This window comes from Laceyella sacchari (assembly GCF_024927925.1).
GTDB classification, from domain to species: Bacteria; Bacillota; Bacilli; order Thermoactinomycetales; family Thermoactinomycetaceae; genus Laceyella; species Laceyella sacchari.
Genome location: NZ_CP103866.1, coordinates 1,070,009 through 1,086,501, shown reverse-complemented (window position 1 = coordinate 1,086,501; position 16,493 = coordinate 1,070,009). Strand labels below are relative to the sequence as shown.

The following is a 16,493-nucleotide window of genomic DNA, read 5'->3' as shown; positions in this document are numbered from 1 at the left end:
TAATTTCGGCATAATTAATAAGGCAATTGCGATTATTAAAACAACACCTAGTACATTGAAGCCTAGAACCATATCTTTATCTATCTATTCACCTTCTTTCATTTGATTTAAAATGATCAATCTTTAAATTATTTACCCATCCTCTCTTCATTCGACACGTTTTTTAGAACGCAATAAAACAGTGCGACAAATCCTCCCATCCGTTTGTTTCATTAATTCCTATCCAAAATACCTTCTTTGTAATCCAGATATTAATATTTAAATAATCGATATTCTCGACAGCCAAATATGATGAGTTTAAAAAAATTGAACACCGATTTTTGAATCCTGTCTCTGTAAGATCTTAATTTCTTAAAAATGGCGACATTTTCCCATATGAGGTAATAAACAATTTCTCTCGCGCTCTGGTACTTGCAACATACAAGAGAGACCTTTCTTGTTTGATTTTCTCTTCTCTTTCTTCAACATCTTCAATTTTAGTAAAAGCATCGAGGGGAACGACTTTTTCATTGACCCCAGCCAGGAAGACCACGCGAAATTCAAGCCCCTTACTTCGATGCATCGTGCCGCAATTAACCCCTTTATTGTTTAAATGAGATTCTGTGGTAAGAAGCGAGACAGCTATTCCATTCTCCTCCAAAAACTTTTGATACCTCTCAACCATTTTTTTCGTTCTCGCAAAGAGACCAATCTCATGAGGCAAAATTCCTTCTCTTAATAATTCCTTCATCTGTTTCAGAATAAATTGTCTCTCAAGGTTTACCTTTGCAAAGTTTACGCATACAGGTTCCATTCCTGACATAAGCGAGATATCATCTGCAAAATTTTGCCCTCCATCTAAGTCATCAAATGGAATATCTCCAATCACTTGTATTGCTTGTTTTCGAATTTGTTCAGTAGTGCGATAGTTAATGCGTAAGCGTCTGGATCTTTGTCCCCTGACATCGATTCCGCAACGTGAAAGAACCACAAATCGGGAGTAAATCCGTTGGTGGGGATCACCCACAATAAACAAGTCATTTCTGTTTTTAGGGACCAAAGCCCTCAACAATTTAAACGACTCTTCTGTAAAGTCCTGAGCTTCATCAACAATAGCCGCACGGTAATTCAATTGGCCTGGGTTCGTTTCCAACCATTTTCGGGCCATGCGAATGATATCAGGATATTCATACCAGCCTCTTTCCTCCATCTCACTGCGGACATACTCAACCACTTTCCATATTTCTTCCCGTTTCCTTTTGCTGATTTTTGTCTTCCCTCCTTTGCGCAGAAGAGTTAAATATTCTTCCTTTTCATCAATTCCATAGGGTTGGATAAACCGGTCATATTCTCTCTTGATGAGCAGCAGTTGACTTGGGTCTATGTTTAAACAGCTTCCAGCTTGCCGCCAGATGATCTCCCGGTCTTGATCACTCTCAATCATTTTATTGATTTGTACACCACAATAAGTTTTAACAATTTCTTTGGCCAACCGGTCGATGTTAATGATATCTATTCTTTGTAACTCCTCAGCTGTACACATGGTGTTTAAGTGGTCTTGTACGATTGCTGCCATATTAACGTTAAAGGTTGTGAAGAGAAGTTTCTCATCTGGAAGCAAAAAATCTCTCACCAGCTTCCTTGCCCGATGCAAAGCAACCACCGTTTTGCCTGTTCCGGCTCCACCAAGTACTTTTACCGAGCCACTAAAATCTTTCTCGACCAATTCCTTTTGAGTGGAATGCAAAAACAAACGCCAACGGTCAAAAGGATATTTTAAAATCTCCTGTAACTGTGTGTCGGATGAAATCACAGCTACTTGGCTTGATGTATTTAACATCGCCTGGAGAAAAGGTTGATCCGATTTTTCTTGATCTTTCATTTGTTCTGCCTGGATCTCGGTTACAATCTGAAGCACATCTTGGTACGGCTCACCCTGAGCAATCCATAAAAGGGGTTCAAACGTGTCTTCTGGAATTTCATCCGCATGCTTGTACAACTCATCGGCTGTTTGAATACTGTATATCACCGGAATAAGCTCTTCTGGTACACCTATGGCAATTAATTGTTTTTCAGTATAATCAGAAAATACCCCTTTCACTGCATTTGAACTGTTTTTTCCCAAGCTTGTCCACATCTGCAAAAGACCTGTCGCCTTGTTAACTTCAAATCTCTTCTTTTCCGCCCATGCATATGCCTGATCGTGATTGCCAATCCACAAAAACAAATTCACATCTTCTTTTTCCGGCTTGACAAGAATCGCCCGGTATTTTTGATTCACACGAACAGAATGGACTTTAGGGTCAATCGCTCCTTTCACTCGTTCAAAATTTAGGCCATGAGCTTCCGGATGTTCGGTCAACTGATGAATCATCTCCCAAGCCGATTTTTGAACATGTGGCGGTACCTGAGCAATTGCATCGGTAAAAGATTTATGAATGGAAACAATGGACATAGAAATTGCTCCTTTAAGATTTATAGATAATGGGCTGTAGTAGGCAGAAGCTTTCTAACTTCCGCCTACCTCTTCTATCCGTTACTTCAAACCAAATTGTGCCTTTGTATTCAGCTTGTTGTTTTGAAACATCGCATTCATATTCGAACCGTCGTCATTTTGCCAAGAGTACATAATGGTTTTGATGCCGCCAATTTCAGAAGAACTCATTTCTGTTCCCTCAAAACCGATAATTTTTACAACCTCTTCATAGGTCATTCCGTTTTTAATCTTATTGAATTCTTCCATCGTCACTTCATCATTCTCTTTCACCGCTGGTTCAGATGTAGACATTGCTGGAGTGTCCACCTTTTCTGAAATTGTTTTTTTATCTGCCTGAAGATTGTCTTTTTCTGTGTCTACACTTGACATGAGTGCCACACATGCTCCCAACAATAAGAACAGTCCCATAAGAGTACCGCATCCAATCATCCATTTTTTCATCTTTTGTTCCTCCCGAAGAATGAAATGTTGGACTTGACTTGAAGGGAGCGCAAAGAGTTCGTTACAATGATAGAAAGGTTAATTTAAAGGAAGCATAGGTTGAAGGGGTTGCACAAACGAAGCTCTTTGCGCGTAAAACCTATGGAGTGATCTCATCTATGCAGTCTTCCATTTGGCGGTGGAAAACTGCATCTATGACTCTGCTGATCCTGTTGGCGCAGGTTCAGCAGATCAGATTCCGGATCTGCAGTTGGAACTGGCACTTCCAACCACAAATATTGCTTAATCCTGCTTTCGGGCATCCCCCCTCTCACGTTTTCATTGCTTTACAAAAATTAATCCAGTTCTTCGCCTAGATCTTCTGCCTCATTCTGACAGCTTAATTCCGCCTGTTTCATCACCATTTCAACCGCACTTTTCTCTTTGTCTGGCGGATAACCGTATTTTCTCAACAATTTTTTAACTGTTACCCTCATTTTGGCTCGAACGCTTTCTCGCAGATTCCAGTCCACCGTTAAATTTCTTTTAATCGAATCGGTCAGATCGCGCGCGATCTGCTTTAATACTTCATCTCCTAGGACTTCTTTTGCCGATTCGTTATTGGCCAAAGCATCATAAAAGGCCACTTCATCATCAGATAACCCCGTTTCCTCGCCCCGCTTGTGAGCTTTATTCATCTCTTTCGCCAGCTCAATCAATTCCATGATGACCTGGGTTGATTCGATCGTCCGATTTTGATACTTGATAATCGATTCTTCCAGCATCTCAGAGAACTTTTTTGATTGAATCAGATTCCGTCTGGCGACAGCTTTTACTTTTCCTTTTAACAATCGTTTAAGCAGTTCTACAGCAAGGTTTTTCTGTTTTAATCCTTTTACTTCAGATAAAAACTCATCAGACAAAATGGCGATGTTGGGTTTATTGAGGCCAACAGCACCCAAAATGTCCACCACACCTTCCGAGATAATGGACTTGGATACCAATTGGTTGATCTCGGCATCCAACTGGGAAGCCGTTTTTTTCTTGCCTGAAGCAGGAATCATCTTGATAATCCCGGCTTTCACCGATTTAAAGAACCCGATTTCCAAGTTCAATTTTTCCGCTTCGGAAGTGGTTGAACACAAGGCATAAGCTCTCTCCAGCTCAGTAACCAGTTGCAGAAACTGTTTTTTCTTTTCTTCACCGAGCCCCAACACATAATCAACGGTGGCAACGATGGTTTGCATCCTCTCCGATGGGCTTTCGCTTTTAAACTTGCTGTAATCATGACCGTGAAGCAAATCCTGGATCAGATCATATTTCTCAAGCATGAGGTCAACTGCCAATTCAGTATCCACACCCGCCGTTTTGCGGTCATTTTCGGTATACTGTTGCAAAGCCTTTTTCAATGAATCGGCGATCCCGATATAGTCGACCACCAATCCACCTGGTTTATCTTTAAACACACGGTTAACACGGGCAATGGCTTGCATCAGGTTATGCCCTTTCATCGGTTTATCAATATACATCGTGTGCATACAAGGAACATCAAACCCGGTCAGCCACATATCGCAAACAATGACTATCTTGAGCTCATCATGGATATCCTTCATCCGGTTAGCGAGAAGCTCGCGCTGCTGTTTGGTGGTGTGATGAGGATGCATTTTTGGCTCATCGCTCGACTCTCCGGTCATCACCACCTTGATGGCACCTTTATCCAGATCGCCACTGTGCCACTCAGGTCTTAATGCAACAATCTCATCATAGAGGTCAACAGCAATCTTTCTGGACATGGTGACAATCATCGCTTTACCGAACATGGCATTCTGCCTGATTTCGTAGTGTTCCACGATGTCTTTAGCGATTTGCTTGAGCCGCTTTTCCGCTCCGACTAACGCTTCCAAACGGGCCCATTTAGATTTGAGCTTCTCTTTCTCATCCAGTTCCTGATGTTCGGTGATTTCTTCATACTCCACATCGATCTTCGGCTTTTCATCCTCTGACAAGGAGAGTTTGGCAATCCGGCTTTCGTAGTAAATCTTGACGGTGGTTCCATCTTCCACCGCACGAGTCATATCATAAATGTCAATGTAATCACCAAACACTGCCGGCGTGTTTCTATCCGCCAACTCAACAGGCGTACCGGTAAATCCGATATAGGAAGCGTTCGGCAAGGCGTCCCGCATATATTTGGCAAAGCCAAACTTGATTTTCGCTTCGTCTTTTCCTTTCACCACTTCCGCTTTAAACCCGTACTGGCTCCGGTGCGCCTCATCGGCGATTACCACCACATTGCGACGATCCGTCAATACCGGCATCTGATCTCCTTTTTCCTCAGGAGCAAATTTGTGGATGGTAGTAAAGATAATGCCCCCGGATTCCACATTGAGTAGCTCGCGCAGTTCTTTGCGATTTTGGGCCTGTTTCGGCGTTTGGCGCAACAACTGCTTAGACTTGCTGAAGGTGGAGAAAAGCTGATCATCGAGGTCGTTACGGTCAGTGATCACTACAATGGTCGGGTTATCCAGCTCAGAGACCAATTTTCCGGCATAAAAGACCATGGACAAACTTTTCCCGGACCCCTGGGTATGCCAAATCACTCCAATTTTGCGGTCCCCTTGCTCATCAGTTGCGCGAATCGTGCTCTCAATTGCTTTCACCGTCGCATGGTATTGATGATATCCGGCTAAAATCTTGTAGACATTTTCTCCGTCCGTTTGGAAAAAAATGAAATGCCTTAAGATATCCAGAAAACGTTTTCTTTCAAACATTCCCTTGATTAAAACTTCCAGTTGCGGAATGGCACCCGGAGCGACATCCTCTCCGTCGATCGTCCGCCACATCATGTACCGGTCTTCGTCAGCCGTCAGGGAACCTGCCCGGGCGTTCACCCCGTCACTAATCACAGAGAAAGCATTGTAAGTAAACAGGGATGGAATCTTTTTTTTGTAATTCTGGATTTGATTGTATGCCTTGGTAATGTCGGTCTCTTCATTGGAAGCACTTTTTAATTCGATCACCACGAGCGGCATTCCATTGACGAAAACGACCAGATCCGGGCGCTTCTCTACTCCGTTTTCGACGACGGTAAACTGGTTAACCACCAGCCAGTCGTTATTGTGGGGATCTTTAAAGTCGATGGGCCATACTTTTTCCGTTTTGAAACTGCCGTCGTCCCGCTGGACCTGGACATCAATTCCATCGGTGATCATTTGATGAAACGCTTGGTTATTGATCAGAAGATTGGGACTTTGTGGAATCGAAATCTTGCGAACGGCCTCGTCAATCGCAGACAGCGGAAGGTGAGAGTTGATGCGGGACAGGGCATCCCGCAATCTCTCTTCCAAAATGACATCGCTGTACTCGTTCCGTTCCGGATAATCGCCTTCAGGGGAAATTTCGGGGCCGTAGCTCACATCGTAGGCTAACTCTTGAAACCATTCCAAGGAAGCTTGTTCCAACTCATACTCGTTGAAGCTGCTCATCTTGATGTCTCCCTTCGTTTTCCAGAGGTACGCGAATCTCACCGGACATGAGTTTGGGTAGGAGGGTGTCGCGGAGGTTGGATAACAAATCATTTTCCACTACATTTTCACGAATTTTGTCAAAGATAGGCTGGATTAAACTATCAAATAAGCTTAATACTCTTCTTTCAGGGACTATAATTTCCATATTCTTTAAAATAGAGGTGTTTAAATTTTTTTGAACCGAACCATCTGCAATGGAAAATAACTTTCTATAATTGTTAAGCAGATAATGATAAAGGTAATTTCTTGATATCTCTTGATAATTGTTAAACGCTAACCAACCGTCATGAATACAACCAGAAATGTTTAATATTTTAGGTATACCTACTGACGCACTATTTGAAAGAATTAAGGTTCCTTTTTCTACATATCTACTTTTTGCAATGGCAAGTTTAGTACAAAATTCTTTGGTAGAATTGATGTAAATACTACTTGATGCTGTAGCATCAGAAATTTTAATCCAATGGATAGTGCCGTTTGAAAAATACTTAGGATCTGTTATTGGTCTGGGTGAAGCCCCTCTAACAACATTGCATTGTTCGCCAACCAATGCTACTTTCCATCCTCTAGGAATCTCACCGTTTTGTGTATTTTCAAATTCCCCACCACTTGATTTATAAGGATCACCTTTTTCATTTGGAAATTCAAAGTCGACAAACCAGGATTTAAAGATCGCTTGTGCCATTTCTTCAAGGTTTTTGTTGATTTGGTTATTGAGTTCGATTTTGTCATCCAAAGCTGAGAGAATGTCAGCAATAGCTTTTTGTTCTCGCAGAGGTCTATCAGCTATTTCCAGTTGTTCTAATACAGAGATATATAAATTTTTCTGAACACTACCTACCGCTAAATTTTGTATATAATTCTGTTGATTCAATAGCCAATAAAAAACATATCTCAGATTCATTTTTTCTTGATTTACTTCTATATTTATGATCGCTCTATTACCGCACATGTAATCTTTAAGTATTCCAATCCTACCAATAGTACCAGACTTGCTTATAGCAATTGTGTCTGGTTTAAACAGGATAGAACTTTTACCTGCACTTTTAAATCCTTCCTCTGTTAAAGTCCTTGAAGTATTGTATACATAGGAGTTATTTAAGTCAGTCGCTCTTAACCATTTAATAGGTCCATCAAAATAACTTGCAATTTTTTGTGAAGGATTAACATAACCCTCCTTAAAAGTGCAAAAGTCCTTAAACTTCATACCCAATCCCCCGCAAATTCTTTCTAATCTCCTCTTCCAGCTCCCGCGATTTTGCAAACTGCTCCGCCAACTCACTGGTCAAACGTGCCATCTTATCCGCAAACGCTTCTTCGTCTTCCTCCGTCTCTTCGATCCCCACATACCGTCCCGGAGTAAGGATATACTCATGCTCCCTTACCTCTTCCAAAGTGGCTGATTTACAGAAGCCTTTGACATCCTCATACTCTCCCGCTTCTTCTTGCCCCCGCCAAGCATGGAAGGTCCGGGCGATCTTTTGAATATCTTCATCGCTTAATTCCCTGCGGACACGGTCCACCATATAGCCCAGTTTGCGGGCATCGATAAAGAGGATTTCCCCTTTGCGGTTGCGGTGGTTTTTGGCCGCTTTGTTTTTGGTCATCACCCAGACGCAGACGGGAATTTGGGTAGAGTAAAAGAGCTGTCCCGGAAGAGTGACAATGGCTTCTACCAGATCATTCTCAATCAAATTTTTGCGGATGGCGACTTCTCTGCTTTGGTTGGTAGACATGGAACCGTTCGCCAGGATAAAGGCAGCCGTTCCGCTGGGAGCCAGTTTGGAGACAATATGCTGAATCCAAGCGTAGTTGGCGTTTCCAGCCGGCGGAACTCCGTATTTCCAGCGGTGGTCCTCGGTTAAGCGCTCGCCGCCCCAGTCGCTGATGTTAAACGGTGGATTGGCCAAGATGTAGTCCGCTTTCAGGTTTTTATGCAGATCATTATGGAAGGTATCTGCATGGTACTCACCCAGATTATTGTCGATCCCACGAATGGCTAGGTTCATTTTGCAGAGGCGCCAGGTGGTCGGGTTAGATTCTTGCCCGTAGACAGCCACATCCCCAATTCTGCCTTGATGGGCTTTGATAAACTCCTGGCTTTGGACAAACATGCCGCCCGAACCGCAACAGGGGTCGTAAATCCGCCCTTTAAAAGGTTGAATCAATTCAACCAACAACTTAACAACGGTACGCGGGGTGTAGAATTGCCCGCCGTTTTTCCCTTCGGCACTGGCAAAGTTATTGAGGAAGTATTCGTATACTCGTCCCAGCACATCGTGGGCCTGACTGTCTTTGTCCCCTACTTTGAACGAGAATAAGTCGATAATCTCCCCCAATTTGGTTTTATCTAATTCCGGGCGGGCGTAATCTTTGGGAAGCACACCTTTTAACGAGTTGTTGTCCCGTTCGATAGCCACCATCGCGTTATCGATGATTTGCCCAATCTCCGGCTTCTTAGCATTGGCTTTGATGTAAGACCAGCGAGCCTCTTGAGGGACCCAGAAAATATTGTTAGCAAGGTATTCATCTGGATCTTCAGGGTCTGCCCATTCATCGTTGGATAGGCGTTCGTATTCTTCCTCAAACGCATCCGATATGTACTTTAGGAAAAGCAAGCCCAACACCACATGCTTATATTCAGCCGCGTCCATGTTGTTTCTCAGTTTGTCCGCCATGCTCCACAGACGTTGTTCAAATCCCAATTCAGCGCTATTGTTGTTGGATACTGCCATCAGTTAAGGCCTCCTCAGTCCAATAATTGATCGTAAATCTGCTGTCTTTTTTTCTCCCATCGTTCTTTGGCTTTGCGGACAGTTTCGAAATAGAGTTGATGCTCTTTCCGATACTCTTCGACAATCTTCCGCTGTTCTTCTATATCCGGAAGTGGAATCTCCATCTCGCCCAGATCGGCCGGGTTAATATTCATCACAGTGCTTCCGCGCTGGAATGTTTTTACCAATTGGGTGCCAACCGGACTTTCCAAAAAAACTTTCACATATTCGCTCATCACTTCTTTCGAAAAACGGACTACAATAATATTCGCAGAAGCGATCACTTTTTTGGGTAATTCCCGAACCACTGCCACTTTATTAACCGTTCCCCGACAGGTGATCACCAAATCTCCCGGTTCCAATGCATAACGCCTTACTTTCCTGTACTCTTCATCGATTGTATCCATCCCTTCCCAGATAATCTCCCCGTCTTCGATATTGGAAATATTGAGAACCGATATTTCTCCGGGTTGGATATGGCTTTTCATAATCGACTTTCCACGAAAAAGTTCGGCGATCTCTTTTAACTTGACCACTTCCCGGTTGGGCCCGGCCAGTCCACCAAGGAGATCTTCCTGGTCATCGGCCAGTAAAAGCTCGATTCGCCAGTCTTCCCGTTCCTCAAGCTCTTCCTGAAAAATCTCCTTTTGAACACGGGGAAGAAATTGGCCTTTTTTCAGCTCAAGGCTTCCCAGTTGGATGGAATCCACCGCTTGATGGGAGATCGTGAGCAAGTACGTTTTCATCCCCGTATACGGCCGCAGGGTTCCTTCAGGCAATGTAAAAATTGACTTTATATTGAAATGTTGGAGAATCCAGGATCTCAATTTCGCAAAGGAACCACCTGAAAACGTAAATCTTGCGGGGACAACCATTTGCAACTCCCCGAATTCATTCAGCCAGTCAAGCAAGTTTTCAGCGGCAATCCCTTCCGATTCCCGTGTCATAAACCGTTCCGTGTTTACTTCCGGTTTAAAGCCAAAGGCGGGTATGGCGATAATCAGGTCGAATTCTTGATCCAAAGGTAAGAGGCTGTAAATGGAAACCTGAAGCACTTCCACATGGTTGCAGTGTGCAAAAAGAAACTTTAACACTTCTGCCAACCACTTTTTTTCAGCGGTCAGGACAAAGGTTTTATCCAAGTTGGTTTCGATCAGCTCTATCAAACCATTCAGATGTTTATGTGCTTCTGCAATCAATACCGTCTCAATATGCCCGTCCATCAAAGATCGCGAAAAATAATCCACAAGATATGCAGGGCTGACCATCACTCCAGACCGGTCTTTTTGGAAAATTTGCTTGAGAGCCTGAATGAAGTTGATCTCTTTGCCTGCCTGAAAAAGTTCATAAAACCAGCTCGGGTCTCCCGGAAAATAGCCGAGTCGTTTTTCGGTTGTTTCTTTCATCAATTCATACAGAGACGCTTCATCTACACCCTGCAAGTGGTTGTATTTTTGTTCATAAGCTTTTTGAGTCAGGTGGATGCGCAATAACTCAACGGTGATTTGATCACGGTCGATGATATTTCTCTGTCTGAGAAGTTCTTGGAAGTGAAAAAGTGTTGCCATGTTTTGTGCCTCCTTTTTCCACCGTTCCCTCCACCTGAGAATAGTATAAACCCACTCATATGATATTTGCAACAACAAATTTAGTATTCGATTACTAAATTTCGATTTGATCTTATTATACCGCGATTCTCTCGTCAATACCAAATAAAAAAAGGTGTGTCATTTCCACACACCTTTGAGTCAGTCCACCTGTTCTTTTCTTAAAAATCATTGTTCAAAAAAGTCGCTGTCAATTCGTTTAACAATATAGCGCTCCTCTTCAGATACCTCTATATTATAATCGATCATCAGTTCAGCCAGATTATCCCCATCAATTAAAACAATATTTTTCGGAACCTTTTCTGCAAAACTGATCGCGCTGGCAGTAAATCTGGAGGTAGTGATAAAGACCCCTTTTTCAGCGTTTTTAGCCGTCAAAGCTCCGGCAAACTGTTGAATTTCGGGACTGCCAACCGGCTTGTCCCACCTCTTTGCTTGAATGTAGATCTGGCTCAATCCAAGTTTATCTTCTTTAATCATCCCATCAATTCCCCCATCACCAGTGCCTCCAACTCTTTGGCCCGCATCTGCCAGAGATCCTCCATATCCCATCGCTACCAACAACTTAACAACAAGATCCTCAAAAAAATCTGGAGAACATTTCATAACTTGTTCTAACAACTCTTCAGCTAATTCTTTTCTAATCAGTTCATAACTCTCACTTAATGTTTCTCTCGGGGGTTTAACAAGCTCTTTGGTCTGTGTTTTTTCAATCGCCGAATCTGCTTTTCCTTTTGCAAAAAATCCCCTGAACTCTTCAAACTGCAATAAAAATTGATTGTTAATGTCACTTGGATGACTATTTAAAACCTTTCGCCCTCTATACGTAATTTTTATGATTCCACGTTTAGGACTTTCAATTAATTTCGCTTTTTTAAGATATGTACATGCCCAACCCACTCGGCTATCAAAAACAGGTTGTCTTCCGCTGGGCAACAGTTGTTTTCTCTCTTTGGTGGTTATCTTAAACTTCGTTGCCATCGCTTCTCTAAGGTCTTTCGTTGTATGCTCTTTTCCATTGGATAGATATTTCAAAACAGGTAACATCAATGTTTGATAATCTGGAATCACATTTTCACCTTCTTCATTATGTCGGCCAGAGCATGTTGCGGCAATTTGTTCTAACTGTCATAGACGTGCTCATTTTAGTAAGGATGGTAAAGAATATAGTGATATGCTGATAGAAAAAATCAAACTGAAGGAAAATGTAACGAGATAGTCTAACCTTTTCTCTAGTCGAGCAAGGTATTTGAAATCAATTATAAATCAAATTATTCACTGATTGATGGATTATTAAGATATACTATGTTAGAAATTGTTGAAAGGTTAATGGTTAATTTGATTGACGATAGTAAACTGCATATTTCTCCAAAAAACCAAAATGATTAGTAAAAATTGATTAACTCAACCACTCCATATGCTTGTCCCCTTTTTTGCAAATACACTGCATCACGTTGCTGATGTGGTTGCGGACAGTTTTCTCACTGATGAAGAGTTGTTGGGCGATTTCTTTGGTGGTCCTGTCTTGGACTAACAGCTCGAATACTTCCCTCTCCCGATTGGTCAATAAGGGTTTGCCTTTTTGGTTACTCAAATGTTGACACCCTTCCTTGCTCAAGCACTGGAATACAAGGGTCAGGGACCAGTCAAGTTATACTATGAGCAGGGAGGTTGCGTGGTGAGCGGTGGCGGAGAATTTAGGCAGGTTTGCTTGGTATTTCTTTCCTCTGCTCCACTTTTCTCCCCATCTTATGTCGCCAAAGCGGCGTTGGTTCCTGCACTCTCTCGTCTTTGTTTGGTGACCGCTTCTCACCGCATATGGGAGTATCAACAAGCAAGCCCAGCCATCAAGCAGGCTGGGCTGTGCATACGATAAGGGTTACTCAGGAATCCGGACGATGTCTTCCGGAGTGGTGGTGATGGCTTTTAATCCCTGCTCAGTCACAACATAGGTGTTTTCAATACCGACGACACCCCGACCCGGGAAGGTGAATTTAGGCTCGATGGCGATGACCATGTTTTTCTCAAGGGGTTGCGCAAATCCACGTGCCAAAACAGGCAATTCGTCAAACTCCAATCCGACGCCGTGGCCGAGGAATTTGGCTTGGTCGTTTCCAAAGCCCATGAAATGTTGTTGCAGGCCAGCGGCTTCGGCCATCTCCAATGCCTTGAGGTATAAGTCCTGCCAGGGGACGCCCGGTTTTCCCATGCGCTCTGCTTCTCTTATGATAGACACAGCTACTTCATAGGCACGGGTCAACTCCTCGTCCAATTCGCCGATTACGGCCATGCGCGTCTGGTCAATGATATATCCTTCTACCACCGTGCTGATGTCAAAGAGGATGGGCTCTCCCACCGAAAATGTTTTACGGCTTGCACCTTGTGGACTGGCAACGGACATACCTAAGCCACCTGCTGGGCCGTCGAAGTAAGTTGGGGTAGCAGCTGCCTCTCCCGATGCGACCATGCCCAAGCAAAGTTCCTGGTTATAGCCGCGCATGCGATAAATGCCAATGTTTCCTTTCAATCTGAGCGCGTGTTCGATTTGCGCGGACAGTTCGACCTCACTCATCCCCACGCGTATCTGTTGCGGCAACGTGGCTACCATCTCCTGCACATGTGCAGCGGCGATTCTCAGCTGGTTGAGTTCGTATTCTGACTTCACTGCCCGGACCAGTCGAAGCATAAAGGCGACATCCACAGCTTCGGCATCCGGGAAAAAGCCGAGGTACCTTACTGCCAAACCATAAGGCAACACATCCATCTCGATCCCGATCCGCTTCACGTTCCCGAATGTTGACCGCAACCGCTCGCCAAGCTGTTTCATCCGGCCCATTTCCTCCACAGGAACGGATGCCTCAAATTCGGCCCGAGCGACGCTTTTCTTCACATAAAAACGGGGCTCCCCCGACTGTGGCACAAATAGCAGGCCGTTTTGCATCGACCCGGTCAAATAATATAAGTCCACATTCTGCGTAATCATGGCCCCATCGATCTGATTCTCTTGCAGTTTCGCCTGAAAACGAGCAATCCGCTCTCTTACTTCCGTTTCTGGTACTTTTGGCAATGGGTGCATTGAAATCCTTCCTTTCTATATGACAAGCCTCTATACTTCCATTCTCTTTCTCTCTCACTTTACCCTTTCCATTTAGCATAAAAAAACCGGTCCCAAGGCACATTAAGGGTTGAATCTGCGAAAACAGAGGTTGAAACATATGATTTGGATAGGGTTAATTGGTTTACTTATCATCTTGTTTTTTCTTTTGATTGGATACATGGGCTCTCAGTCTTCCAGCAACAAAGAGACTTTTGCCAACAAGGAGGCATTGGCGGAGGCGCCGGTGAAACCCGTAATCTTATTGATTATTGATTCCTTGATGGATGCACCGTTGCGTGAAGCCATACAACTGGGCAAAACGCCCGCGCTCCGATTCCTCAAAGAGCGGGGCCAATACCATCCCCGAGTGGTGACTTCGTTTCCCAGCATGTCAGTCTCCATTGACTCGACATTGCTGACGGGCACTCCTCCCAATCAGCATCAAATATACGGATTAGTCTACATGGACCCACAAGAACAGCGCATGGTCAATTTCGGCACTGGCTTGAAGGAAACGTTTAAGTTCGGTACACGAACCGTATTAAAAGACAGCCTGCAACGTTTGAATCAAGTCTGTCTTAGCCCAGATGTAAAAACGATTCATGAAGCGTTCGACGGGCCGACCGCTTCCATCAATGCTTTGATTCATCGTGGTCCCCACGAGCAAACGCTGACCGCGCCCTGGCTAGGCCGTCTCTTTCGCCTCCTGCCCAAAACGATTGAAACGATGGCCACCCGTTATTTTTCGTTTGGGGCTTTGGCCAAGATTGATCACAACAGCAGACCGACGGGTCCTTTAAGCCGCTTCGGCTTCCATGACACCTTCACGCGCAACGAGATTGCCCACCTGCTGGAATCCGGTCAATTGCCCCCTCTCACCATCGCTTATTTTCCTCGCAACGATGACTATGTGCATCAAAAAGGAACATCGGAGATCAAGGGGATTGTAAAAGCAGATGAAGAATTGCAAGCGTTGTTAAATCTGTTTCCGAGCTGGGAAGAAGCGGTGGATGACGTGATCTGGATTGTCATGGGAGACAGCGGGCAAGCACCCATCATCCCCAACCGCAAAGAAGCATATATCGATCTGCGCAAAAGCTTGCATCCGTACCGCATCATGCCCATCAAACAGAAAAAGCCACGTCCCGATGATCAGCTCGTCATCTGTTGCAATGAGCGGATGGCTTATATCTATGTATTGGACGAACAGCTCGATCTTGCGGAAGTGGTCATCACGCTCAAACAAGAGCCCAAATTGGACATCATCGCTTGGAATAATCAAGGCCGTGTTTCCTGCGTAAGTGGGCAAATTGAGGGCCACCTAAGCTTTAAAGAAGGCGGTTCCCTCGTCGATGAGTATGATCAAACATGGGATGTGATCGGCGATTTGGCTATTCTCGATTTAAGCGTGGATGATCAGAACCGAATTACCTATGGCATCTTCCCCGACGTGTTAGCCCGGTTGGGCGGGGTGATGGGCACATCAGAGCGAGTAATCGTGGTGACGGTATCACCCGGTTATGAAATGATTAGTGAAGCATCGCCCACTCACAGCGGAGCCTGCCACGGTTCTCTGCATCACCTGGACTCCCTCGTGCCAATGATTATCTGCGGAACGGACTCCTGCCCTTCCCATATGCGGGTGATTGATTTGAAGCCTTGGTTGCTCAAATTGTTAACCACTCCTCTCAAGCAGAAAAAGGAAAACGAACAGAATCCATGACGCTAGCTCATGGATTCTTTGTCCAGTTTGGGAATGAGTCAAGCCCTTGTCGACATAGAAGTGAGATAAACATGTCGAAATGGGGAAAAAGCATGAAAACAAATGCAGGCAAACCGTTTCGCAAGCCATTGGCAGAGATTCATCTCGACCGTCATTGGCCGTCTGTGGACCCACAAACGCTCTTCCAACTTGAATTGAAGCAAGATGAGTATTATGAGCACATCCCCCCCGACGCACTCCCCTATTATGTGGAGCAAGCCATGGAGAAAGGGCAAACCGTAGCTTCCCTTCACGGCCGCCCATTGTCGTTGCGGACATTGCTGAACCAGTTGCTAAAAGAAGGCGTTTGCATTCGTTTTCGGGATGCGCACCCCCATGACCCCTTTATTCGCGCGCAATACAGAAAAAAGCCAAAAACGATCGAAATCTACCGCCGCTCACTCCAGCAGATCGACCAATTTTTTAATGCCATGGGCGAATCCGTGGCTGAAGAGGAAATCATGTTGCTTCATCTGTACCACGAGTGGTTCCACCATTTAGAGGAAACGCGGTGTGGACGAACTGACGCTGACCTAGCCAAAGTCGTGGTCAAACGGATGGGACCTTTCAAACAGCGAAAAGGGATTTTACGGACAAGAGAGATCGCCGCGCATACATTTACTCAAACGGTCATGAAACTTCCTTGGTCTCCTCTGCTCTTGGATTATTTATTGGATTTCCAGCTGCGCGGATGGTCCAAATCGGAAATCCGCAAACACTTTCAGAGCCTGAAACAATCATCCCCACCAAATTCCCCTCCCCTACCGCCGTCAGAACATGTTACAATCAACAATAATTAGCATACGGCACCATCACGAGCATGGGCCCTA

11 protein-coding genes are annotated in these 16,493 nt (G+C 44.4%); 2 read left to right on the top strand and 9 right to left on the bottom strand.

Annotated features, from left to right (window positions below; all coding sequences use genetic code 11):
- Nucleotides 1-343 precede the first annotated feature (343 nt).
- The 9 genes from NYR52_RS05425 to NYR52_RS05385 form a co-directional block, all read right to left on the bottom strand.
- Entirely contained in the window at nt 344-2,434 is a 2,091-nt protein-coding gene (locus NYR52_RS05425; RefSeq protein WP_259436466.1) for a UvrD-helicase domain-containing protein, read from the bottom strand.
- 81 nt (nt 2,435-2,515) lie between these two features.
- On the bottom strand, nt 2,516-2,917 hold the full coding sequence (locus NYR52_RS05420) for a DUF3862 domain-containing protein (RefSeq protein WP_132219953.1): 402 nt from the start codon (nt 2,915-2,917) through the stop codon (nt 2,516-2,518).
- Nucleotides 2,918-3,252: 335 nt separating this feature from the next.
- Nucleotides 3,253-6,381 carry a type I restriction endonuclease subunit R gene (locus NYR52_RS05415; RefSeq protein ID WP_259436465.1) on the bottom strand — a complete coding sequence of 1,043 codons (3,129 nt, stop codon included), beginning with the start codon at nt 6,379-6,381 and terminating at the stop codon, nt 3,253-3,255.
- Nucleotides 6,359-7,630 carry a restriction endonuclease subunit S gene (locus NYR52_RS05410; RefSeq protein WP_259436464.1) on the bottom strand — a complete coding sequence of 424 codons (1,272 nt, stop codon included), beginning with the start codon at nt 7,628-7,630 and terminating at the stop codon, nt 6,359-6,361. Before NYR52_RS05410 ends, NYR52_RS05415 begins: the two co-directional genes overlap by 23 nt.
- The gene (locus NYR52_RS05405; protein WP_259436463.1) at nt 7,620-9,158 is read right to left on the bottom strand and encodes a class I SAM-dependent DNA methyltransferase; all 1,539 of its coding nucleotides are present in this window, start codon (nt 9,156-9,158) and stop codon (nt 7,620-7,622) included. The genes NYR52_RS05410 and NYR52_RS05405 overlap by 11 nt, the downstream gene beginning before the upstream one ends.
- A 14-nt stretch (nt 9,159-9,172) precedes the next feature.
- Nucleotides 9,173-10,765, bottom strand: coding sequence for a restriction endonuclease subunit S (locus NYR52_RS05400; RefSeq protein ID WP_259436462.1), 1,593 nt, complete (start codon nt 10,763-10,765; stop codon nt 9,173-9,175).
- 207 nt (nt 10,766-10,972) lie between these two features.
- A complete protein-coding gene (locus NYR52_RS05395; RefSeq protein ID WP_259436461.1) occupies nt 10,973-11,875 on the bottom strand; it encodes a restriction endonuclease in 903 nt (300 codons plus the stop codon).
- A 328-nt stretch (nt 11,876-12,203) separates the two neighbouring features.
- On the bottom strand, nt 12,204-12,398 hold the full coding sequence (locus tag NYR52_RS05390) for a helix-turn-helix domain-containing protein (protein ID WP_259436460.1): 195 nt from the start codon (nt 12,396-12,398) through the stop codon (nt 12,204-12,206).
- Nucleotides 12,399-12,683: 285 nt separating this feature from the next.
- Nucleotides 12,684-13,880: a M24 family metallopeptidase gene (locus NYR52_RS05385; protein ID WP_132219947.1), complete on the bottom strand. Its 1,197-nt coding sequence runs from the start codon at nt 13,878-13,880 to the stop codon at nt 12,684-12,686.
- 139 nt (nt 13,881-14,019) lie between these two features.
- Here NYR52_RS05385 and NYR52_RS05380 point away from each other — a divergent pair, with 139 nt between their 5' ends.
- Both NYR52_RS05380 and NYR52_RS05375 read left to right on the top strand, forming a co-directional pair.
- Nucleotides 14,020-15,624 (top strand): alkaline phosphatase family protein, encoded by a 1,605-nt coding sequence (locus NYR52_RS05380; protein WP_259436459.1) that lies wholly within the window; start codon nt 14,020-14,022, stop codon nt 15,622-15,624.
- Between the two features lie 92 nt (nt 15,625-15,716).
- Nucleotides 15,717-16,463, top strand: a complete 747-nt coding sequence (locus NYR52_RS05375) for a hypothetical protein (RefSeq protein ID WP_259436458.1) — start codon at nt 15,717-15,719, stop codon at nt 16,461-16,463.
- Nucleotides 16,464-16,493 lie beyond the last annotated feature (30 nt).

Bases quoted from the DNA above. Each gene is read 5' to 3' on its own strand.
- NYR52_RS05385 (WP_132219947.1), bottom strand. From the start codon at position 13,880: ATGCACCCATTGCCAAAAGTACCAGAAACGGAAGTAAGAGAGCGGATT.
- NYR52_RS05420 (WP_132219953.1), bottom strand. From the start codon at position 2,917: ATGAAAAAATGGATGATTGGATGCGGTACTCTTATGGGACTGTTCTTA.
- NYR52_RS05415 (WP_259436465.1), bottom strand. From the start codon at position 6,381: ATGAGCAGCTTCAACGAGTATGAGTTGGAACAAGCTTCCTTGGAATGG.
- NYR52_RS05405 (WP_259436463.1), bottom strand. From the start codon at position 9,158: ATGGCAGTATCCAACAACAATAGCGCTGAATTGGGATTTGAACAACGT.
- NYR52_RS05425 (WP_259436466.1), bottom strand. From the start codon at position 2,434: ATGTCCATTGTTTCCATTCATAAATCTTTTACCGATGCAATTGCTCAG.
- NYR52_RS05400 (WP_259436462.1), bottom strand. From the start codon at position 10,765: ATGGCAACACTTTTTCACTTCCAAGAACTTCTCAGACAGAGAAATATC.
- NYR52_RS05410 (WP_259436464.1), bottom strand. From the start codon at position 7,630: ATGAAGTTTAAGGACTTTTGCACTTTTAAGGAGGGTTATGTTAATCCT.
- NYR52_RS05380 (WP_259436459.1), top strand. From the start codon at position 14,020: ATGATTTGGATAGGGTTAATTGGTTTACTTATCATCTTGTTTTTTCTT.
- NYR52_RS05375 (WP_259436458.1), top strand. From the start codon at position 15,717: ATGAAAACAAATGCAGGCAAACCGTTTCGCAAGCCATTGGCAGAGATT.